Annotated in this window: 13 protein-coding genes and 1 pseudogene; 2 read left to right on the forward strand and 12 right to left on the reverse strand. The window is 65.5% G+C overall.

Going from position 1 to position 16391, the window contains the following annotated elements:
* Positions 1-232: 232 nt before the first annotated feature.
* The 11 genes from ACGFIZ_RS32895 to speB all read right to left on the reverse strand — a co-directional run bounded on the left by ACGFIZ_RS32895 (position 233) and on the right by speB (position 12975).
* A complete protein-coding gene (locus tag ACGFIZ_RS32895; protein WP_393426862.1) occupies positions 233-1147 on the reverse strand; it encodes an AsnC family transcriptional regulator in 915 nt (304 codons plus the stop codon).
* Positions 1148-1293: 146 nt separating this feature from the next.
* Positions 1294-2232 (reverse strand): phosphotriesterase, encoded by a 939-nt coding sequence (locus ACGFIZ_RS32900; protein ID WP_393426865.1) that lies wholly within the window; start codon positions 2230-2232, stop codon positions 1294-1296.
* Between the two features lie 46 nt (positions 2233-2278).
* Positions 2279-3247: a phosphotriesterase gene (locus ACGFIZ_RS32905; protein WP_393426868.1), complete on the reverse strand. Its 969-nt coding sequence runs from the start codon at positions 3245-3247 to the stop codon at positions 2279-2281.
* 135 nt (positions 3248-3382) lie between these two features.
* Positions 3383-4693 (reverse strand): flavin monoamine oxidase family protein, encoded by a 1311-nt coding sequence (locus ACGFIZ_RS32910; RefSeq protein WP_393426871.1) that lies wholly within the window; start codon positions 4691-4693, stop codon positions 3383-3385.
* Positions 4690-5901 carry a M24 family metallopeptidase gene (locus tag ACGFIZ_RS32915; RefSeq protein ID WP_393426874.1) on the reverse strand — a complete coding sequence of 404 codons (1212 nt, stop codon included), beginning with the start codon at positions 5899-5901 and terminating at the stop codon, positions 4690-4692. The genes ACGFIZ_RS32910 and ACGFIZ_RS32915 overlap by 4 nt, the downstream gene beginning before the upstream one ends.
* Positions 5902-5958: 57 nt before the next feature.
* Positions 5959-6855: a branched-chain amino acid ABC transporter permease gene (locus ACGFIZ_RS32920; protein ID WP_393426877.1), complete on the reverse strand. Its 897-nt coding sequence runs from the start codon at positions 6853-6855 to the stop codon at positions 5959-5961.
* Between the two features lies 1 nt (position 6856).
* Positions 6857-7591, reverse strand: a complete 735-nt coding sequence (locus tag ACGFIZ_RS32925) for an ABC transporter ATP-binding protein (RefSeq protein WP_393426880.1) — start codon at positions 7589-7591, stop codon at positions 6857-6859.
* The gene (locus ACGFIZ_RS32930; RefSeq protein WP_393426883.1) at positions 7588-8763 is read right to left on the reverse strand and encodes an ABC transporter substrate-binding protein; all 1176 of its coding nucleotides are present in this window, start codon (positions 8761-8763) and stop codon (positions 7588-7590) included. The genes ACGFIZ_RS32925 and ACGFIZ_RS32930 overlap by 4 nt, the downstream gene beginning before the upstream one ends.
* 2 nt (positions 8764-8765) lie before the next feature.
* The gene (locus ACGFIZ_RS32935; RefSeq protein WP_393426886.1) at positions 8766-10625 is read right to left on the reverse strand and encodes an ATP-binding cassette domain-containing protein; all 1860 of its coding nucleotides are present in this window, start codon (positions 10623-10625) and stop codon (positions 8766-8768) included.
* Complete coding sequence (locus tag ACGFIZ_RS32940) at positions 10622-12010, reverse strand: FAD-binding oxidoreductase (RefSeq protein ID WP_393426889.1); 1389 nt, start codon at positions 12008-12010, stop codon at positions 10622-10624. The genes ACGFIZ_RS32935 and ACGFIZ_RS32940 overlap by 4 nt, the downstream gene beginning before the upstream one ends.
* Complete coding sequence (gene speB, locus ACGFIZ_RS32945) at positions 12010-12975, reverse strand: agmatinase (RefSeq protein WP_393426892.1); 966 nt, start codon at positions 12973-12975, stop codon at positions 12010-12012. The genes ACGFIZ_RS32940 and speB overlap by 1 nt, the downstream gene beginning before the upstream one ends.
* A 1148-nt stretch (positions 12976-14123) precedes the next feature.
* On the opposite strand from speB, the gene ACGFIZ_RS32950 reads away from it, so the two are divergent.
* Together ACGFIZ_RS32950 and ACGFIZ_RS32955 are read left to right on the forward strand one after the other, a co-directional pair.
* The gene (locus ACGFIZ_RS32950) at positions 14124-15629 is read left to right on the forward strand and encodes a CoA-acylating methylmalonate-semialdehyde dehydrogenase (protein ID WP_393426895.1); all 1506 of its coding nucleotides are present in this window, start codon (positions 14124-14126) and stop codon (positions 15627-15629) included.
* An 81-nt stretch (positions 15630-15710) separates the two neighbouring features.
* Complete coding sequence (locus ACGFIZ_RS32955; RefSeq protein ID WP_393426898.1) at positions 15711-15854, forward strand: hypothetical protein; 144 nt, start codon at positions 15711-15713, stop codon at positions 15852-15854.
* A 130-nt stretch (positions 15855-15984) separates the two neighbouring features.
* Here ACGFIZ_RS32955 and ACGFIZ_RS32960 read toward each other — a convergent pair.
* Positions 15985-16287: pseudogene (locus ACGFIZ_RS32960) on the reverse strand (transposase); the annotation flags it as partial.
* Positions 16288-16391: the final 104 nt, after the last annotated feature.

A 16391-nucleotide genomic window follows, 5' to 3' on the forward strand; every position in this document is an offset into this window, starting at 1 on the left:
ACCTCGGGCGGGAACCGGAACCCGACGAACGCCGACGCAGGCGGAGACCAGGACCGGACACGAGTCGACGACCTCACCGGCCCAGCAGACCACACCCGGCAAGCCGGAGTCGATCATGCTTTCGCCCAACGCAACAGACCCAGACCAGCAAACCGGACACCAAGACAACCAAGACCCCGAATCCCCGTCCACGTCGAACGGGTTAAAAATCAGCTAGCTTTGGCATGTCGATCTACTCACCTGCCGAGACCTCAACATGCGAGTCGGGCGCGAGTTGTTCATAGGTTTCCTTGATCACCCGGAGGTATGTCCACGTTTCAACTGAGTGGATCCCAGGGATCTCACGCACTTGGTCGAGCGCTTCGACCAGCTCGCCGGTGGTGAACCCGCGCATGGTGGTCAGCAGATCGAACTGCCCGAGAGTTCGGGCGAGGTACACGACCTGCGGGGTCACCTTGAGTGCCTCGATGACCTCGTCCGCAGCTCCAGTCAGCCGAATACCTAGGCCCATGAGCGTGTGGCTCTCGTGGCCGGACTGGCGTACGAGTGCTCCAACACGCACCACCCGGTTCTCGAGGAGATTGCGTACTCTCAGCCGCGCGCCTGCGGCTGAGAGCCCCGACAACTCGCCCAGAGCCACATACGACGCGCGGCCATCGCGCTGCAGTCCCTGGATGAGTGCAAGATCGATGTCGTCGACCGTCGCCGACATTTGACCCACCGGGCCGACGGTGTCTCGAATGACGTCGGCGTACACAAGCGTCTCGATAGAAATCACCGACTCCATCGAACGTAGCTCTGCCACTGCGGCATCAGTCGCCGCGGCCGTGGCGTTGTGAATCTCCACAGCGACGCTGCAATGCCCGGTCGTGATGGCAACGAATGCCGCATCAGCTCTTTCGGCTGCCGCCTCTGCCACCTTCGTCGCCGAACCCGAGATCTCCATGACGACGTACGCCAGATGGCCCCGTCCCAGGATCGCGGGATGGACGACACCTCGGACGACGACTTCCTCGAGCTCCAGCAACCTTCGAAGTCGGTTGGCTGCCGCGGAGCGTGACAAGCCGATCCGGTCAGCGATCTCACGGTGCGTGAGTCGACCGTCGGCCTCGAGAAGGGTGACGATCTCCCTGTCGTAGCTGTCCACGTCCGCCCTTCGCTTCGACGGCTTCATCGATCGGTCCGACCGCTTGAGAATGGTCCGATCCTAAATCGTCGTTGGCCAGCCCCGGTGCGCGACCCCGCGAGATCGCCCGCCACCAACAGATGCGGAAGTGTCGGCACGAACATGGACTACTCGCCCGTTAACCATCGACGGGGATTGTCCGAGATGAACTTGCGTGAGACTTCCGGCGAGATGCCGAACTGCTCAAGGTACGGCAGGAAGTTCTGCTCAATGTGCCCGTGGCCCGGTCCACCGTTGACCTTCAGGTCCTGCGGCCGTGCGACGTCGTGGCTCAGGATGATGTGGTCGGAGTAGCCGCGCTCGACGAGGCGAGTGACGGCCCACGCGCGGTCTCGGTCCGTCGGCTCAGGCCGGCCGACCCAGTGGCCGTAGTCCGTCACACCGACGCAGTCGAACGCGATGTACGCGCCCCTGTCAGCGAGCCGAACCAGCAGATCGAGGTCGGGCGCCTTGCCGTCGAGCAGCCAGACAGGGTCGTCGAGGTGGCCGATGATGACTCGGCTCGATGGCACTCCGTGTTGCGTCAGCGTGTTGAGCTGCCACAAGGCGTACTGTCCACCGTGCGTGTGAGTCGTGATCGGGGCGCCCGTCGCGTGGTGGGCCTCGGCGGCCGCCTTGAACAGGCGATACTCGAAATCGCTGGGGATAGCGGACACCGACCCGATCTCGCCGATCACGCCGGCACGGACGTCCGTTCCCTCGATGCCCTTCGTCAGCTCCGCCACCATGTTGTCCGTCAGAGCCGAGGCGTCATCGATCTGCGGCGACGCCCACCGCGTGTAGTAGCCGGTGGATGCGACCACGTTCACGCCGCTGGCCTCCGAGATCGCTCGAAGCGCGCCAATGTCACGCCCCATGGGCGCGTTGGTCACGCTCACCACGGTCGCGGGCCCGCTCGCGGCCGCCTCCTTCAGATCCGGAGCCATCAGCTCGATGCCCGGCAGCTGATAGTGATACGGATTCGGGTCGTCCGGACCGTGGGACTCGAAGAAGTCCAGCACGACGTGCTCGTGCGCCAGGACCACGCCGAGCTCGCTGGAAGCCACCGGCCCAGTGACGGTAGGAACCTGAATGGTCATAGAGGTAGCCCCCTCAGATCGGCCGGCCGGCAAGCCAGCGGCGCGGGTTGTCGACAAGGAACCGGTGAGCGGTCTGGCGATCGACGCCGAACTGCTGGAGCTTGCCGAGGAAGTTGTTCAGGATGTGGCCGTAGCCGGGACCACCGTTCTGCAGCAGATCCTTGTCGCAGGCGATGTCGTGACCGAGCAGGACGTGGTCGGCGTAGCCACGCTCGACCAATTTCGCCAGGAGCCACGCACGGTCGTGGTCGCTCGGCTCGGGACGGCTCAGCCACTCGCCGTAGTAGCTCATGCCGATTGAATCGACCGAGACATACGATCCCGAGTCAGCGATCTCGATGGCCAGCTCCAGATCGGTCGGTCGGTTGTCTCGGACCGCAAGGGTCTCGTCCAGGTGGCAGATCGCAATGCGGTCGGCCGGAACACCCAGACGGGTCAGGTACTGGACCTGCCAGCGGGCGAGCTGGCCGCCGTGCGTGTGTCCCGCGATCGGAGCGCCGGTCTCCAGGCTCGCGCGAGCAGCCGCCTCGAACAGGCGGAACTCGAAATCGCCAGGCATCGAGGCACCGGTGCCGAGCTCACCGATCACACCAGCACGGACACCGGTGTCATCGATCCCGACCGTCAGCTCCTTGATGAAGTGGTCTCCGAGGGCCTTGGCGTCCTCGATGGCGGGTGCGGATTCGCGCACGTAGTAGCCAGTGGCTGCGACGATGTTGACGCCAGCGCCCTCGGCGACCTGCTTCAGCGCAGCGATGTCACGCCCCATGCTCTCGTTCGTCAGGCTGACGAGGGTGGAGCCGCCGGCCTTCACGAACTCCTGGACCTCGGGAATCATCGCGTCCGGGCCAGGCAACGTGTACGGGTGGAGGTAGTGATCCTCGGGGAAACGTGACGTCAGCTCCAGGGTCACGTGCTCGTGCGCGAGGGTGATGCCGAGATCATTAGGGCTGATGTCGCCGGTCACGGTGGGGATGTTCATGGTGTCCTTCCTTCTGTGTCGAGCCGATGGATGATTAGGTCACGCCGGGCTCAGGGCTCGTTCTGCTGCGCGACGACCAAGCCCCAGCGGGTCTGGTCGGCGGGGCGTGACACGGTGTGGTGGGTGGGAGAGCCGCTAAAGGCGCGCTCCCACGCCAAGCGATGCGGCGACGCTCTGCGCCGTGGCTGTGCCGCTTTCGACAGCTCCAGCCAGCCAGGCAGGCCACTGGGTGGCAAGGTCCGAACCAGCCCAATGGACGTCGCCAAGCGGCTGACGAAGCGTCGACTGCAGGCGCGGACGGTACGAGGTCGCACGGGAGTACGGATCAGCGGTCCAGTCGTGCCAGTCGACGGAGAGGACGGCCGCTCCCGGGGCAAGCTGACCCACCGCAGCAGTCACGTCGTCGCGGTCGTTAGGGTCGACCGACTCTGGAACTCCCGCGAATGCGACGCACAAGGTCGCCTCTTGGCCGCCAGGACCGACTGCGGGGCGCACCGACGAAAGCCAGTGCAGTCGGTCAGCGCCCATAGCTGTGAAGGGCGCGTGGGCCCCTTCGAGGACCACGTGGAACTTCCGGGTGTGAACCTCGTGTCCTCGCCTGATCGCCGCCCCGCGTTCTGGTGGAACGTCGACGTCGATGAGCTCGATCGCTGACCACGTCTCGACCGGGATGGCCACGATTACGCGGTCCGCGTCGAAGCGTCGGCCATCGACCGTGCAGACCTCTACACTTCCTGCTTTCTGCGCGATGCTGCGTACAGGACTTGACACACGAATGTCTGCTCCGCCGTCGTCGGCCAACGCTGAAACCAGAGACCCAGTACCGGCAGTGAATCCCTCTGACAGGACTGCCCATTGAGCCCAGACGCTGTTGTCGAGCTCTGCGATCCAGTCCACGACGTGCAGCAGTGGCACGTCGGACGGCGGTCCGCCAGCGAAGAACGACGCGAACGCCTCCAGCAGACAACGTGTCTCTCGAGGCAGGCCGAGGATGTCGAGGAATCTGCCGAACGGCACGTCGAGGGCGGAGACGTCCTGCCGATCCAACACTTTTCGCGGGTCCATCCGCTTCGACTCCTGCACCAGCGCAACGGCAGCGCGTTCGAGATCGAATAGCTGCTCTGGCGGGACCGGGGAGATGCCCGACCGCAATGTGTCACCGAAACGCCATCGCGCTTGCGGCTGGCCGGTGTCGAGGGTGACTCCGATGCCGTAACGGTCGATCTCGGCAGCGAGGCCGAGTTGGTGGGCGGTCGAGAAGTACTGTCCGCCGAGATCGATCACGCCGGCACCACCCTGGTGAAGACGTGACCACGCCCGGCCGCCGAGCCGATCACGTGCCTCCAGGACCGTGACGCTGAGGCCGGTCTGGCGCAGGTCTCGCGCGGCCGTCAGACCGGCCAGGCCCGCACCGACGATGACGACGTCTGACGACGCATCGCTCATCGGATCACCAGGCCGCGGTCGTGGCCAGGGGTGATGAGCTCGGTGCCTTGCGCGGTTACCAGGATCGTCTCGCTCATGCCAACGCCCACCCGCTCGCGCGGGGACCACAAGCAGATCGGCAGGTGAATCGTCATCTGCTCGAGGACGACGTTCTCGGACCCTTCTGCCAGGTAGAAGGGCGCTTCGGTCCAGGTCGGCTGGACCCCCAGACCACACGCGTAACCGAACGTGCCGGGAAAGTAGGTGTCGGAGGCCAGGTCCTTGAGCACTCGAAGGCCGTCCTGCGCGATGTCGCCTCCTGTGCGACCCGGCCGGATGGTCGCCATCAGGGTGTCGACCACCTCGGTGGCCAAGTCGGCCAGCAGGCGGGTCGCCTCCGTCGGCTCTCCCACGGACGCCGTCCGCATGAGCGGTGCCGAGTAACGACGATGCGCACCAGACGACTCGAGGTACACGCAGTCGCCCTCCTGAAGAACAGCATTGCGGTACGGAAGGAAGGGCATGTAGCCGCCGCGGTCGCCAGCAACGATCATCGGATCGATCGGCATGACCTCCGAACCTGCCGCGATCGTGCCCTCGTAGCAGGCTGCGAGCACATCGTTCTCGGTCGCACCGGCGCCGATGGCATCGAGGGCTGCACGCATGCCGGCGTGGGTGTACTCCCCAGCGACTCGCATCGCCGCGATCTCTTCATCTGACTTGACCAGACGAAGAGTCGAGATCAGCAACGGAACATCGACCCACGTGACGTCGGGGAACTGCTGCGCCAGGGAGAGGTAGGTCGACGCCTCGAGCGCCGGACCGGCGTACGCATCGACCTTGCTAAGCTCGAGACCCACGCGATCGCGAGGACCGATGACCTCAGCCAGGGCGCTGGCCAGGATGCCGCCGAATGCGTCGCCCGACTGCCAGCTCTCGAGCCGGTAGTTCTCGACCGTCGTGTGCAGGAGGAAGCACGATACCTCGAGGTCGGGACACACGACCACGATGTCGTCCGCGGTAACGATCGCGGTCGACGGTCCGGACGGCATCACCGTGTCGTATCCAGTGATCCAGCACAGGTTGGCCGCGTTGGACACGACCAGGGCGGAGAGACCTTCGGCTGACATCGACGCACGCACTTCGCGCAGGCGACGAGCGTACTCATCGGAGGAGAAGCTGAGGTCCTTGGCCAGCGGGAACCGGCGAAGGGAATCAAGAAGGGACATGAACGAGGAACTCCTGGTGAGGAATGCGATGAACAGGAGCGCGCGAAAGCAGGCGGTTCATACGCGTCGAACTGAGTCGATGCCGCCGCGGGTCAGCAGACCGTACGGGAACTTGATGAGGATTGCCACGAGGACCGACAGCACGAGGGCCTCGCGGTAGGGCTGGATCGCTCCTGGCAGGTACTGCTCGAACACCACCTGCACAAGCCCGTAGATGAGCCCGCCGATAGCAGCGCCGCTGAGACTCCCGAGCCCACCAATGACGGTCGCGAGGAACGCGGCGATGACCGGCGTGAGGCCCATGACGGGATCGACAGCGCCGCGTTGACCCACCCACAAGATGGCGGCGACACCGGCGAGCGCCCCCGACATGCCGAATGCCAACAGGTACATCGAGTTCGCGCGGATTCCGACAAGTCGAGCAGTCTCGAAGTCAACACCGGCAGCACGTATGCTGCGGCCGAGCATCGTGCGCTGCATGAACAGCGAGAGCAGCACGAGAAGGGCGACCACGACAGCGATGGCGATGAGCTGAAGGCCACCGATGCTGATCGGACCGAGTTCGACCTGTCGAGCGAAAAACTCCGGCGTGCTGATCGACCGCGTACGGGGGGAGATGAACTGCGCAAACAGGACCTGCAGAATCGTGCCTACCGCAAGGCTCGACAAGAGCAACGTCTCCAGCGATGCCCCTCTCAGCGGGCGGAACGCGACACGTTCCATGACGATCGCGGCCGCTGCGGCGGTCACGATCCCGGCCGCTGCGGCAACCCAGAACGGCAGACCGGCCTGCGTGAGTCCGAACATCGTGTAGCCGGCGACCGTCAGGAGCTCGCCGTGGGCGAAGTTGACCAGGCCGAGCACCGAGAACACCATGGCCAGCCCGATCGCCAACAAGGCATACGTTCCGCCGATTGCCAGACCGTTGACCACCGTCTGAATCAGTGTTTCCACCTCACGCCTCCATTCCGAAGTACGAAGCCGCGAGCTGCTCGTGACCGCCGAGCTCGTCCGGTCGGCCGGACTGAGCAACCCGACCCGACGTGAGCACGTACGCACGGTCTGCAAGTTCCAGGGACCGAGTCACGTTCTGCTCGACGAGCACGACGGTTGTACCGCGGCGCCGTAGCTCGTCAACCGCGGAGAAGACGTCCTCGGCAACCGCCGGCGACAGGCCGAGAGAGGGCTCGTCGAGAAGAAGGACTCGCGGGTCCGACATCAGGGCTCGCGCAATCGCCACCTGCTGCTGCTGACCACCGGACAGCTCACCGGCAGTCGACGACCACTGCTGCATGACCACTGGGAACAACTTCTCGATCTCAGCCTCGATTGCGGCACGTCGCGATTGGTCCTTACACGTGACGCCGCCAAGCCGAACGTTGTCTGCGACAGACATCGACCCGAACAGGCGCCGACCTTCTGGGACCATCGCGATGCCCTCCCGCACGCGTCGCTCCGCAGACCAGGTGCGAATGTTCCGCCCCTCGAACGACATGTCGCCTGTCGTGCTGGCACCGACTCCGGCGATCGCCCGGAGCAGGGTGCTCTTACCGGCGCCGTTGGGCCCAAGGACCGCCACCAGCTCTCCGTGGGCAACGGTCAGTGACACGCGGCGTAGCGCTCGGACCGCGCCGTAGCTGGCGTCGAGGTTGTCGACACACAGTGCGAGCTGCTTGATTTCGGCGTTCACTCGATCACCTTCGGAAGGGCCGCGGGATCGGGGGTCGTGGACCACAGGATCTTGCTGCGACCTTCACCCTCCGGCTGCTTGACGAAGATCTGGCGCAGCTGCGTCTGTCCTGCTCCGGGCCAGTTGTAGGAGAAGGAACCGCCAACGCCTTCGACGTTGGTTAGCTTCGCCACGGCAGGTGCCAGGCTCTCCGGGTCGGTCGAACCGGTCTTCCGCACAGCCGCGTCGAGCGCGCACACGATGTCGTTGCCCAGCAGGGCGTACACGTTGGCCTGATCCGCGCCGTAGGTCTTGCGAATCGTGTCGAGGTAGTCGCCTACCGGCGTTCCGGGGTTGGTGTCGGCGATCGCTGTATAGGCGAGCTCGCCACGAGCGCTGTCTGCGAGAGCGAAGACACCCGGGGTCTCGAGCGAATCGCCGAGCACGGGGATGTCGACGCCGGCGCCGCGCAGCTGCTTGAGGAACGAGACGATGCCCGGCTCGTACAGGGTCGTCATGATGACATCGGCGCCGGACGACTTGATCTTGGCGACGAGGGTCGCGAAGTCCTGCTGGTCGAGCGCAAAGTTGCCCTCGCCGGCGATCGTGCCACCGATCCCGGTGAATGCGGACTTGAAGTACGCGACGCCGTTCTGCGTGTACGCGGTGTCGCTGGATCCGAGGAGGAAGGCCTTGTTGAGCTTCTCCCGCTTGGCGTACTGGGCCAGGACGGTCGGATTCATCCGCTCAGGAACGAACATCTGGAAGAGGTACGAGCCGATCTTCTCGGGGTTCGCGGGACATCCGAAGGCGATGACCTTCGCGCGCTGGGCGATCTGCCCTCCCGCGATCGAGGGGTCCGAGTCGCAGGCGAGGACGAGCGCATCCGCACCGTCGTCGACCATGGCCTGGGTGGCGGTGGCCTGGTCGCCGATGTCGGAGCGAGTATCCTTGACCTTGACTTCGATGCGGTACTTGCCCGCGAGCCCGCCGTCCTTGTTGAGCTGGGCGACCCGCTCCTTGACTCCGGCCAAAATGGCCGTGTCAAACGGGGATAGGTACCCGGACTGGCCGCTGGCCACGCCGATGGTGAAGGTGCCAGACTCGTCACCGGAGCCCACGCCTGCACAGGCGGCGAGAGGAAGAGTCAGACAGAGCGCGGCAACTCCACGCCGCAGAGCCTTGAGGTTCATGATCAGTCTTCGCTTTCTGTGTGGATGGGCTCGCCGGCCGCGCCGAGATAGGACCGAATCACTGCGCGATTGCTACGGACGTCGGCGGGAGCGCCTTCGGCGATCACCTGGCCGCGGTCGATCGCGACGATCCGGTCGCACAGCCGCAGCATCAGGCGCAGATCGTGATCGATGATGAAGATGCCAAGCTGCCAGCGGTCGCGGATGTGCTCAAGCAACGCCAGGAGCTCGTCGGACTCGTCCTCGTCCAGCCCAGCTGCTGGTTCGTCGAGCAGGAGAAACGTGGGTCCGATGGCCAGGGCGCGGGCGATTTCGAGACGTCGCTGTGCGCCGTAGGAGAGCGTGTCGGCGTCACGATCTGCCAGCTCGCCGAGTCCGACCAGGTCGAGGAGGTGGTGGCTGTCCTCCTCGGAGCGGATGACGTCGAATGCCGAGGCTGCTGCCTGCACGTTCTCCAGCGCGGTGAGGCCTCCGAAAACCTTGATCCCCTGGAAGGTTCGGGCCAGGCCGGACTGTGCGATGTGTCGAGCCGACCGGCCCTGCAGAGCGGCGCCGTCCAGCCGGACCTGACCGGCGTCCGGCTGAAGCAGACCGGTGGCGATGTTGACCAGGGTGGTCTTACCCGACCCGTTCGGGCCGATGACACCGACGATCTCGCCGCTCCTGATCTCGATGTCCACACCGCGCAGGACCGAGACGCCGCTGAAAGCCTTCTCGATTCCTTGCATGGTGAGCGAGTGCGCACGCATGGGGATCGCGTGGTCATCCTCGAAGGACAGGTCAGCTGGCGGAACGTCGGTCGCCCATTTGGCGCGCAGCGCCGACGGCCGCCATGCGTCGATCTCGCGTCGGCCGAGCAGTCCTTCACGCCGAAAGTAGAGAACGATGAGGATAACGAGACTGAGACCGATCGTGGCACCACCGCGGAACTCCGGCAGCGGTCCCGGTCCGGTCGCGAGGGTGTCGAGCAGCCGGGTCATCACAACCACGACACCGGCGCCCACGACAGCGCCCGAGACCGTCGTCCATCCGCCGACCAGAACCATGGCCAGCATCTGAAAGCTCAGCGTGAGGAAGAACGTGCTGGGCGAGAAGCTTCCGATGAATGCGCCGAGCAGCGCGCCTGCGGAGCCACAGATCATCGCGCTCAGGACCCAGGCGACGAGGCGTTCGCGGGCGACCCAGATGCCCGACACTTCCGCAGCCATCTCGTCCTCCCGGCTCGCGCGCAGACGAAGCCCGGAGGATGACTCGCGGTGCAGTCGCGCAACGAGGATGGCGACCAGCAGCACGACCAGCGCGGTCGTCGCCGTCGCGATCGGCGGAACTCCGAAGAAGGTCTGATTGCCACGGGTGATCGGTGCCGCGCCAACGAGAACCTTGTTGACGATAATCAGCAGGGCGAAGGTGCCGATGACCGCCGCCGACGGCGACATGCGTGCGACCACGAAGCCGACGGGCAACGCCAGAACACCAACGAACAACACCGTTGCGGCCAGCGCGAAAGGCGTCGGGAGGTGGATGTCCGCCAGCGCTCCGGGCAGCGTTGGCACGGCGATGGACTTCTCCGATGACGTCATCACGAAGATTGCGCCGACGTATGCGCCAAGACCGACGAATCCTGCGTGTCCGAAGCTGAGCACACCTGCGTTGCCGGCGAACACTCCGAGCCCGACTGCTGCGGTTGCGAGGACCAGAAAGTAGATGACATCGCGCTGCGTCCCGGGCGCGAACACCAGGGAGGAGACCACGACGAGGATCGTCAGTGGGAGCGCCCAGGCGCTCCACCCGACCAGGGTGCGACCGAACCAGCTGTCGACGAGGCCCTGTCGACTCACCGACGATCGCTGCCCCGCGCTCATCGCTGTCCTCCCGCAGGCGTCGGGGTGATGTTCGCGTTGTGGCTCAGCACGTTGCGCGGGTCGAGTCGATCTTTGACGGCACGCAAGCGCTCGAGACGGTCGTCACCGTAGTACTCACGCAGGCGGTCCGGACCGCACGAGCTGAGCATGCTCGGGTAGACGCCTGTACTGACGAGGCCAGCCTCTCGGATTGCCTCCGAAAGCGAGTCGGCCCAGGTGCGGTAGCTGTCGTCGTGAGCGATGTCGCGCCAGAACGCCAGCGTCGTGACGTCCCATCCGGTGTCGCGGCACGCGAACGCACCTCGGTCGTCAAGCGAGTCGGACATGGACCGCCGGAAGGGATAGGCGACGACGATGCTCTCGCCCTGGATTCCCCCGGCGACGGCCTCGCAGATCTCGACGATGTCGTCGTCCATGTCGGCGACGTGCTCCGCCGCCCAGTGCTGACGGACCTCGGGGTAGGTGTCGTCTTGGGCTAGGTGCAGGTCCAGGTACGTCGCGAGGCGGACCGCGTCGACAGCCGGTCCCAGAGCCCTGAGTCGCGCGATGGCCGCGTCGGCCTGCGCCGGCTCGCCAAGGTGACAGACGCTGACCGTGAGAACCGCCTGGCCCGGCGCGAGCGGAGCATCAGAGAGGTCGGCACGCCGATAGGTCAAAAAGACGAAGAAGTCCTCGTTCTCATCCTCGTTGAGTTCACGAACACGTTGAACTACCTCGCGCGACTTTGCTGCGTCGAACGTAAGGTCACCCGCGAGAACCTGATCGCGAACTGGATGCACCTTCACGGTCAGTGACGTGACCACACCGAAGTTGGCACCAGCTCCCCGCAGGGCCCACAGCAGCTCGGGGTCAGACTCGCCATCGACGTGGAGCTTCGTCCCGTCGACCGTGACGAGATTCGCCGCGATGATGTTGTCGCAGGCAAAGCCGTAACGAGGGCTCAGCCATCCGATGCCGCCGCCAAGCGTCAATCCGCCAGCACCGATGTGGCCTGCGACGCCGGTGACGGCTGCGAGTCCGTGAGCTTGCGTGGCACGCAGCACGTCCGACGCCCGCGCTCCACCACCGAACGTGGCGACCTTCGTGTCAGGGTCGACCTGAACGTCGCGCAACAGTCCCAGATCGATCACGACTCCCGGGCCCGTGGCGTAGCCGGCGACATTTCGCCCTCCCCCGCGGATGTAGACACCCGCGCCCTCCTGCGTCGAGTAGGCGAGCGCGAGCGCGACATCGTCGTCATCGACAGGTCTCGCGATGAGGAGCGGCTTGGCGTCGATACGACGGTTGAAGACGGCGCGCGCTTCGTCGTAGCCAGCCGCCCCGGCAAAGATCAGCTCGCCCCTGAATCGGGCTCGCAGCTCCTGCTCGTCGATTCGCAACGTCATCAGTGATCCTCCTGCGGTCTGGGAGCCATCGCGCTGATCAGCTCGTAGGCGACGTGCGCTGCCGCGATGCCAGTCATCTCTGCGTGGTCGTAGGCCGGTGCGACCTCGACGATGTCTGCGCCGACGAGGTTCCAGCCGGCGAATCCGCGCAGGATGCTCAGGAGCTCGCGGCTCGTGAGGCCGCCGGCCTCGGGGGTCCCCGTACCAGGTGCGTGCGCCGGGTCGAGCACGTCGACGTCGATGGAGACGTACATCGGCCGGTCCCCGACGCGGGCCGCAACTCGCTCGAGCGTTCCCCGCCATCCGATGTCGTCCATCTCGTGCGATCCGACAACCTGGAATCCGAGAGCCTGGTCGTCCGTCAGGTCCCTCTTTGAGTAGAGCGGACCCCGAATGCCGACGTGCATGCTGCCCGTCTGGTCGATCAGCCCCTCTTCGCTGGCGCGACGGAACGGCGTGCCGTGGGTGACGTCCGCCCCAAAGTAGGTGTCCCACATGTCCAGATGAGCGTCGAAGTGAACGACGGCGATCTCACCGTGGGCCTCGTGGAGCACACGGAGCAGCGGCAGGGCGATCGTGTGGTCTCCGCCGATGGTGACGAGGCGGTCAGCACGGTCCAGCACACTGCGCGCGCCGCGATCGATGTCGAGCAGTGCCGAGTCGATGTCGAAGGGATTGCAGACGATGTCGCCGGCGTCGGCGACCTGTTGGATGGCGAACGGGGCGATCTCCTGCACCGGGTTGTAGTTGCGCAGGAGTTTGCTTGACGCCCTGACGTGACTCGGGCCGAACCGCGCACCGGGCCGGTAACTCACGCCCGAGTCGAACGGCACTCCGACGACCGCGACGTCAGCATGTCTCACCTGGTCGAGGGCGGGCAGTCGCGCGAAGGTCGATGGGCCAGCGAAACGCGGGACCTGAGTGGCATCGACGGGTCCGACGGGACCGGTGGGGATGGACGACATGACTCCCTTTCGCATCTGGTGAGAGGTGGATCACCCCACCAAGCGCCTTGAGTGTTGCCGACCACACCACTGGACGTCAAGGCTCACTCTCAGGTTTTGCCTCCTAAAGCGTCCGTTTCGTGACCGCAAGTGCCTCCTGCATGCGCTTGGCTTTTGTAACGAGGCCGGAGACTCTCGTCTCATGATTGGCTTGAGAACGATTCTCAACAGCCCCGATGGCCCCGGGTACGCCGAAGTGGCCTGCTGGCGGTGGCAGGCTCGGCGTACGACGGCTCAAGCGCGTGAGGCAGGGGACCTCGGGAATCGCCAAGCGAGGTTGGCCGTAGGTCTCCTTGACCACTCGCAGGTGGGTGCATGACTCGACGCCAACGATCAGGGGTGAGTGGCGAATCTCGTCGAGAGTTTCACCGGGCGCGCGGTGAACGCCCGCATGCCGACGAGCACGTCGTACCGGCCGACGGCGCGTGCGACGAACGTGGCTTGAGCTTGATTTTTAACCCGTTCGACGTGGACGGGGATTCGGGGTCTTCGTTTTCTCGGTGTCCGGTTTGCTGGTCTTCTTGGTGGTCGCCGTGTGAACGTCGTGACGCGGGGTGGGCTGGGTGTTGCGGCGGCCAGGTGGTCGTCCAGGTCCTGGCCGGGAGGGTTTCGGTGCGTCGGCGGGGCAGGCGGGAGCCTGTCGCACAGCTTTCGATCTTGAGTTGTCAAGCGGCCTTCGGTCTGCCGTCGTGACGAAAGATCTTGTTCAGGTTGTGCACGATGCCGAGGAGTTTGATCTCGGCGTCGACGTCGCTGGTGCCGCAGTGGTGCAGGCTACTCACCGACGGAGCGATACACCGGCATCGGCCTCAACTACCACCTCGCGGGTGCACTTGGAGGAGGACTCACTCCTTTCGCCGCAACCGCAATACTCGCAGCGACGTCCTCGACGGCTGGCGTGGTGATCCTCTGTATCGCGACCGCCGTCATCATGCTGGCGTGCTGCTTCCTCCTGCCCAGGGGTACAAACACGGCCCGGGCCGTTGTGCCCACGTTGGCAGCGACCACGCCCTGACGGCGCCAGCTCGGCGCAACGCCACTCGAGCGAGGGCGACCTCGACTCTGATCTCGCGACGCGACGGCGTCGCTCGACCTGAAGGAAGAACGACATGGCTGAACGGCGCAGCCCGCACATCGTCCACCACTGGTACAACGGTCGGGTCGTGGAGTCGATAGGGGCGCGCACCGCTCCGATCTTTGACCCAGCACTCGGCATCGAGACCAAGCGGGTGGCACTTGCAGACGCCGCCGACGTGCAGGCGGTCGTAGCCTCGGCGCAAGCGGCATTCCCCACGTGGCGCGACCTGTCCATGGCGCGCCGCCAGGCGATCATCTTCCGGTTTCGGGAGCTGCTCAACGAACGTAAGGGCGAGCTTGCCGAGATCATCACGGGCGAACACGGAAAGGTGATCGCGGACGCTGAAGGCGAGATCGCGCGCGGCCTGGAAGTCGTCGAGCTCGCGACCGGGTTCCCACACCTGATCAAGGGCGGGCACTCAGAGAACGTTTCAACGAGCGTCGACGTGTACTCGCTCAGGCAGCCGCTCGGCGTGGTTGGCATCATCAGTCCGTTCAACTTCCCCGCCATGGTGCCTCTGTGGTTTTTCCCGATCGCAATCGCGGCGGGCAACACCGTCATCCTCAAGCCCAGCGAGAAGGACCCGACAGCCGCTCTCTGGATGGCGGAGCTTTGGAAGGAGGCTGGACTGCCCGACGGTGTATTCAACGTCCTCCAGGGCGACAAGGCCACAGTCGATGGACTGCTGGCGGCGCCCGAGGTCCGGTCGATCTCGTTCGTCGGCTCGACGCCGATCGCCCAGTACATCTACGAGAGCGCCGCCAAGCAGGGTAAGCGGGTACAAGCACTCGGAGGCGCGAAGAACCACATGCTTGTGCTGCCCGACGCCGATCTCGACCTAGTCGCCGATGCAGCGGTGAACGCTGGGTTTGGCTCGGCGGGTGAGCGTTGCATGGCCGTGTCCGTCGTGCTCGCCGTCGAGCCTGTCGCCGACGTCCTTATCGAGAAGGTGCGTGAGCGCATCTCAATGCTGCGGATCGGTGACGGCCGACGAGGAACCGATATGGGCCCGCTGGTGACAGAGGCGCACCGTGACAAGGTTGCCTCGTATATCGACCTCGCCGCCAAGGACGGCGCCGACGTCGTCGTGGACGGCCGAGAGGTTGAAGTCAACGGCGAGCCCGGCGGGTTCTGGCTCGGCCCGACACTCATTGACCGTGTGCCCACGACGTCGCGCGTCTACACCGAGGAGGTCTTTGGCCCCGTGCTCTCGGTGGTACGCGTCGCCACTTACGACGACGGTCTTGCTCTCATCAACTCCGGCACGTTCGGCAACGGAACAGCCATCTTCACCAATGACGGCGGCGCGGCCCGTAGGTTCCAGCGAGAGGTCGAGGTCGGCATGATCGGTATCAACGTGCCCATCCCCGTGCCGGTCGCATACTACTCGTTCGGCGGCTGGAAGCAGTCGCTCTTCGGCGTCTGCAAGGCGTACGGCCCCGCCGGGTTCGATTTCTTTACCCAGGAGAAGGCGGTCACCCAGCGCTGGCTCGACCCGAGCCACGGCGGCCTCAATCTCGGCTTCCCACAGAGCTGAGAGGTCCTGCAAGTGCAGGCCACCGCAGAACGGGTCGTTGAACAGGAGCGGCGGGCCGGGTAGGCGATCAGCCTCGCCGTAGTGGACCCCGCCGAGCCGGGGCGGGTCTGGGGCGCGGTCTCCCTCTACGACCTCGGCAACGCCGAGGTCGTAGAGGGCCGGGATCGGGTACTGGGTGGCGCCCTGGGCCCGCGGGCGGTGCTGCCCGTGCGTAACCAGACATAGTGCGGCGAGCTTGGGATCGCCGGCTGGGCTCCGCGCTCCCCGCCGCGGTAGGTACGGCCTTCGCGTCGCAGCGCGATCAGCAGGACTTCGTTGATCCTCGCCCGGGCGGGGGGTGCCCCTATGGGGTTCGTCAAGCCGCGGGGCGGGGTTCGTAAGCTGGTTTCGGTTGGTAGGTGGCTTTCGTGCGGAGCATGGCGTGGAGGACGTCGACCCGGCGGCGGGCGCGGCAGATGAGGGCAGCGCTGTGTTTCTTGCCTTCAGCGCGTTTCCGGTCGTAGTAGGTGCGGCTGGCCGGGTCGGCCAGGGAGGCGAACGCGGACAGGAAGAAGGCACGTTTGAGCTGCTTGTTGCCACCCTTCGGTGGGTGCTCGCCGCGGATGGAACTGCCGGAGCGGCGGGTGACCGGGGCCAGACCTGCGTAGGCGGCCAGGTGGCCAAAGGTCAAGGCCGTGAAGTTAAGGCGTTGGGCCTGATGTCAAGGGCTGCCTGAGCATGATGGAGGGTGCCGGTAGAGAGGCAGCGGGACTCCGGTAGAAC

The sequence above is a fragment of the Micromonospora sp. NPDC048830 genome (genome assembly GCF_043198215.1).
Classification (GTDB): domain Bacteria; phylum Actinomycetota; class Actinomycetes; order Mycobacteriales; family Micromonosporaceae; genus Micromonospora.

What these genes read in the sequence shown, in the direction of transcription:
- ACGFIZ_RS32905 (WP_393426868.1), bottom strand. Translation starts at nt 3,247, where the DNA reads ATGAACATCCCCACCGTGACCGGCGACATCAGCCCTAATGATCTCGGC.
- ACGFIZ_RS32915 (WP_393426874.1), bottom strand. Translation starts at nt 5,901, where the DNA reads ATGTCCCTTCTTGATTCCCTTCGCCGGTTCCCGCTGGCCAAGGACCTC.
- speB (WP_393426892.1), bottom strand. Translation starts at nt 12,975, where the DNA reads ATGTCGTCCATCCCCACCGGTCCCGTCGGACCCGTCGATGCCACTCAG.
- ACGFIZ_RS32935 (WP_393426886.1), bottom strand. Translation starts at nt 10,625, where the DNA reads ATGAGCGCGGGGCAGCGATCGTCGGTGAGTCGACAGGGCCTCGTCGAC.
- ACGFIZ_RS32950 (WP_393426895.1), top strand. Translation starts at nt 14,124, where the DNA reads ATGGCTGAACGGCGCAGCCCGCACATCGTCCACCACTGGTACAACGGT.
- ACGFIZ_RS32910 (WP_393426871.1), bottom strand. Translation starts at nt 4,693, where the DNA reads ATGAGCGATGCGTCGTCAGACGTCGTCATCGTCGGTGCGGGCCTGGCC.
- ACGFIZ_RS32940 (WP_393426889.1), bottom strand. Translation starts at nt 12,010, where the DNA reads ATGACGTTGCGAATCGACGAGCAGGAGCTGCGAGCCCGATTCAGGGGC.
- ACGFIZ_RS32930 (WP_393426883.1), bottom strand. Translation starts at nt 8,763, where the DNA reads ATGAACCTCAAGGCTCTGCGGCGTGGAGTTGCCGCGCTCTGTCTGACT.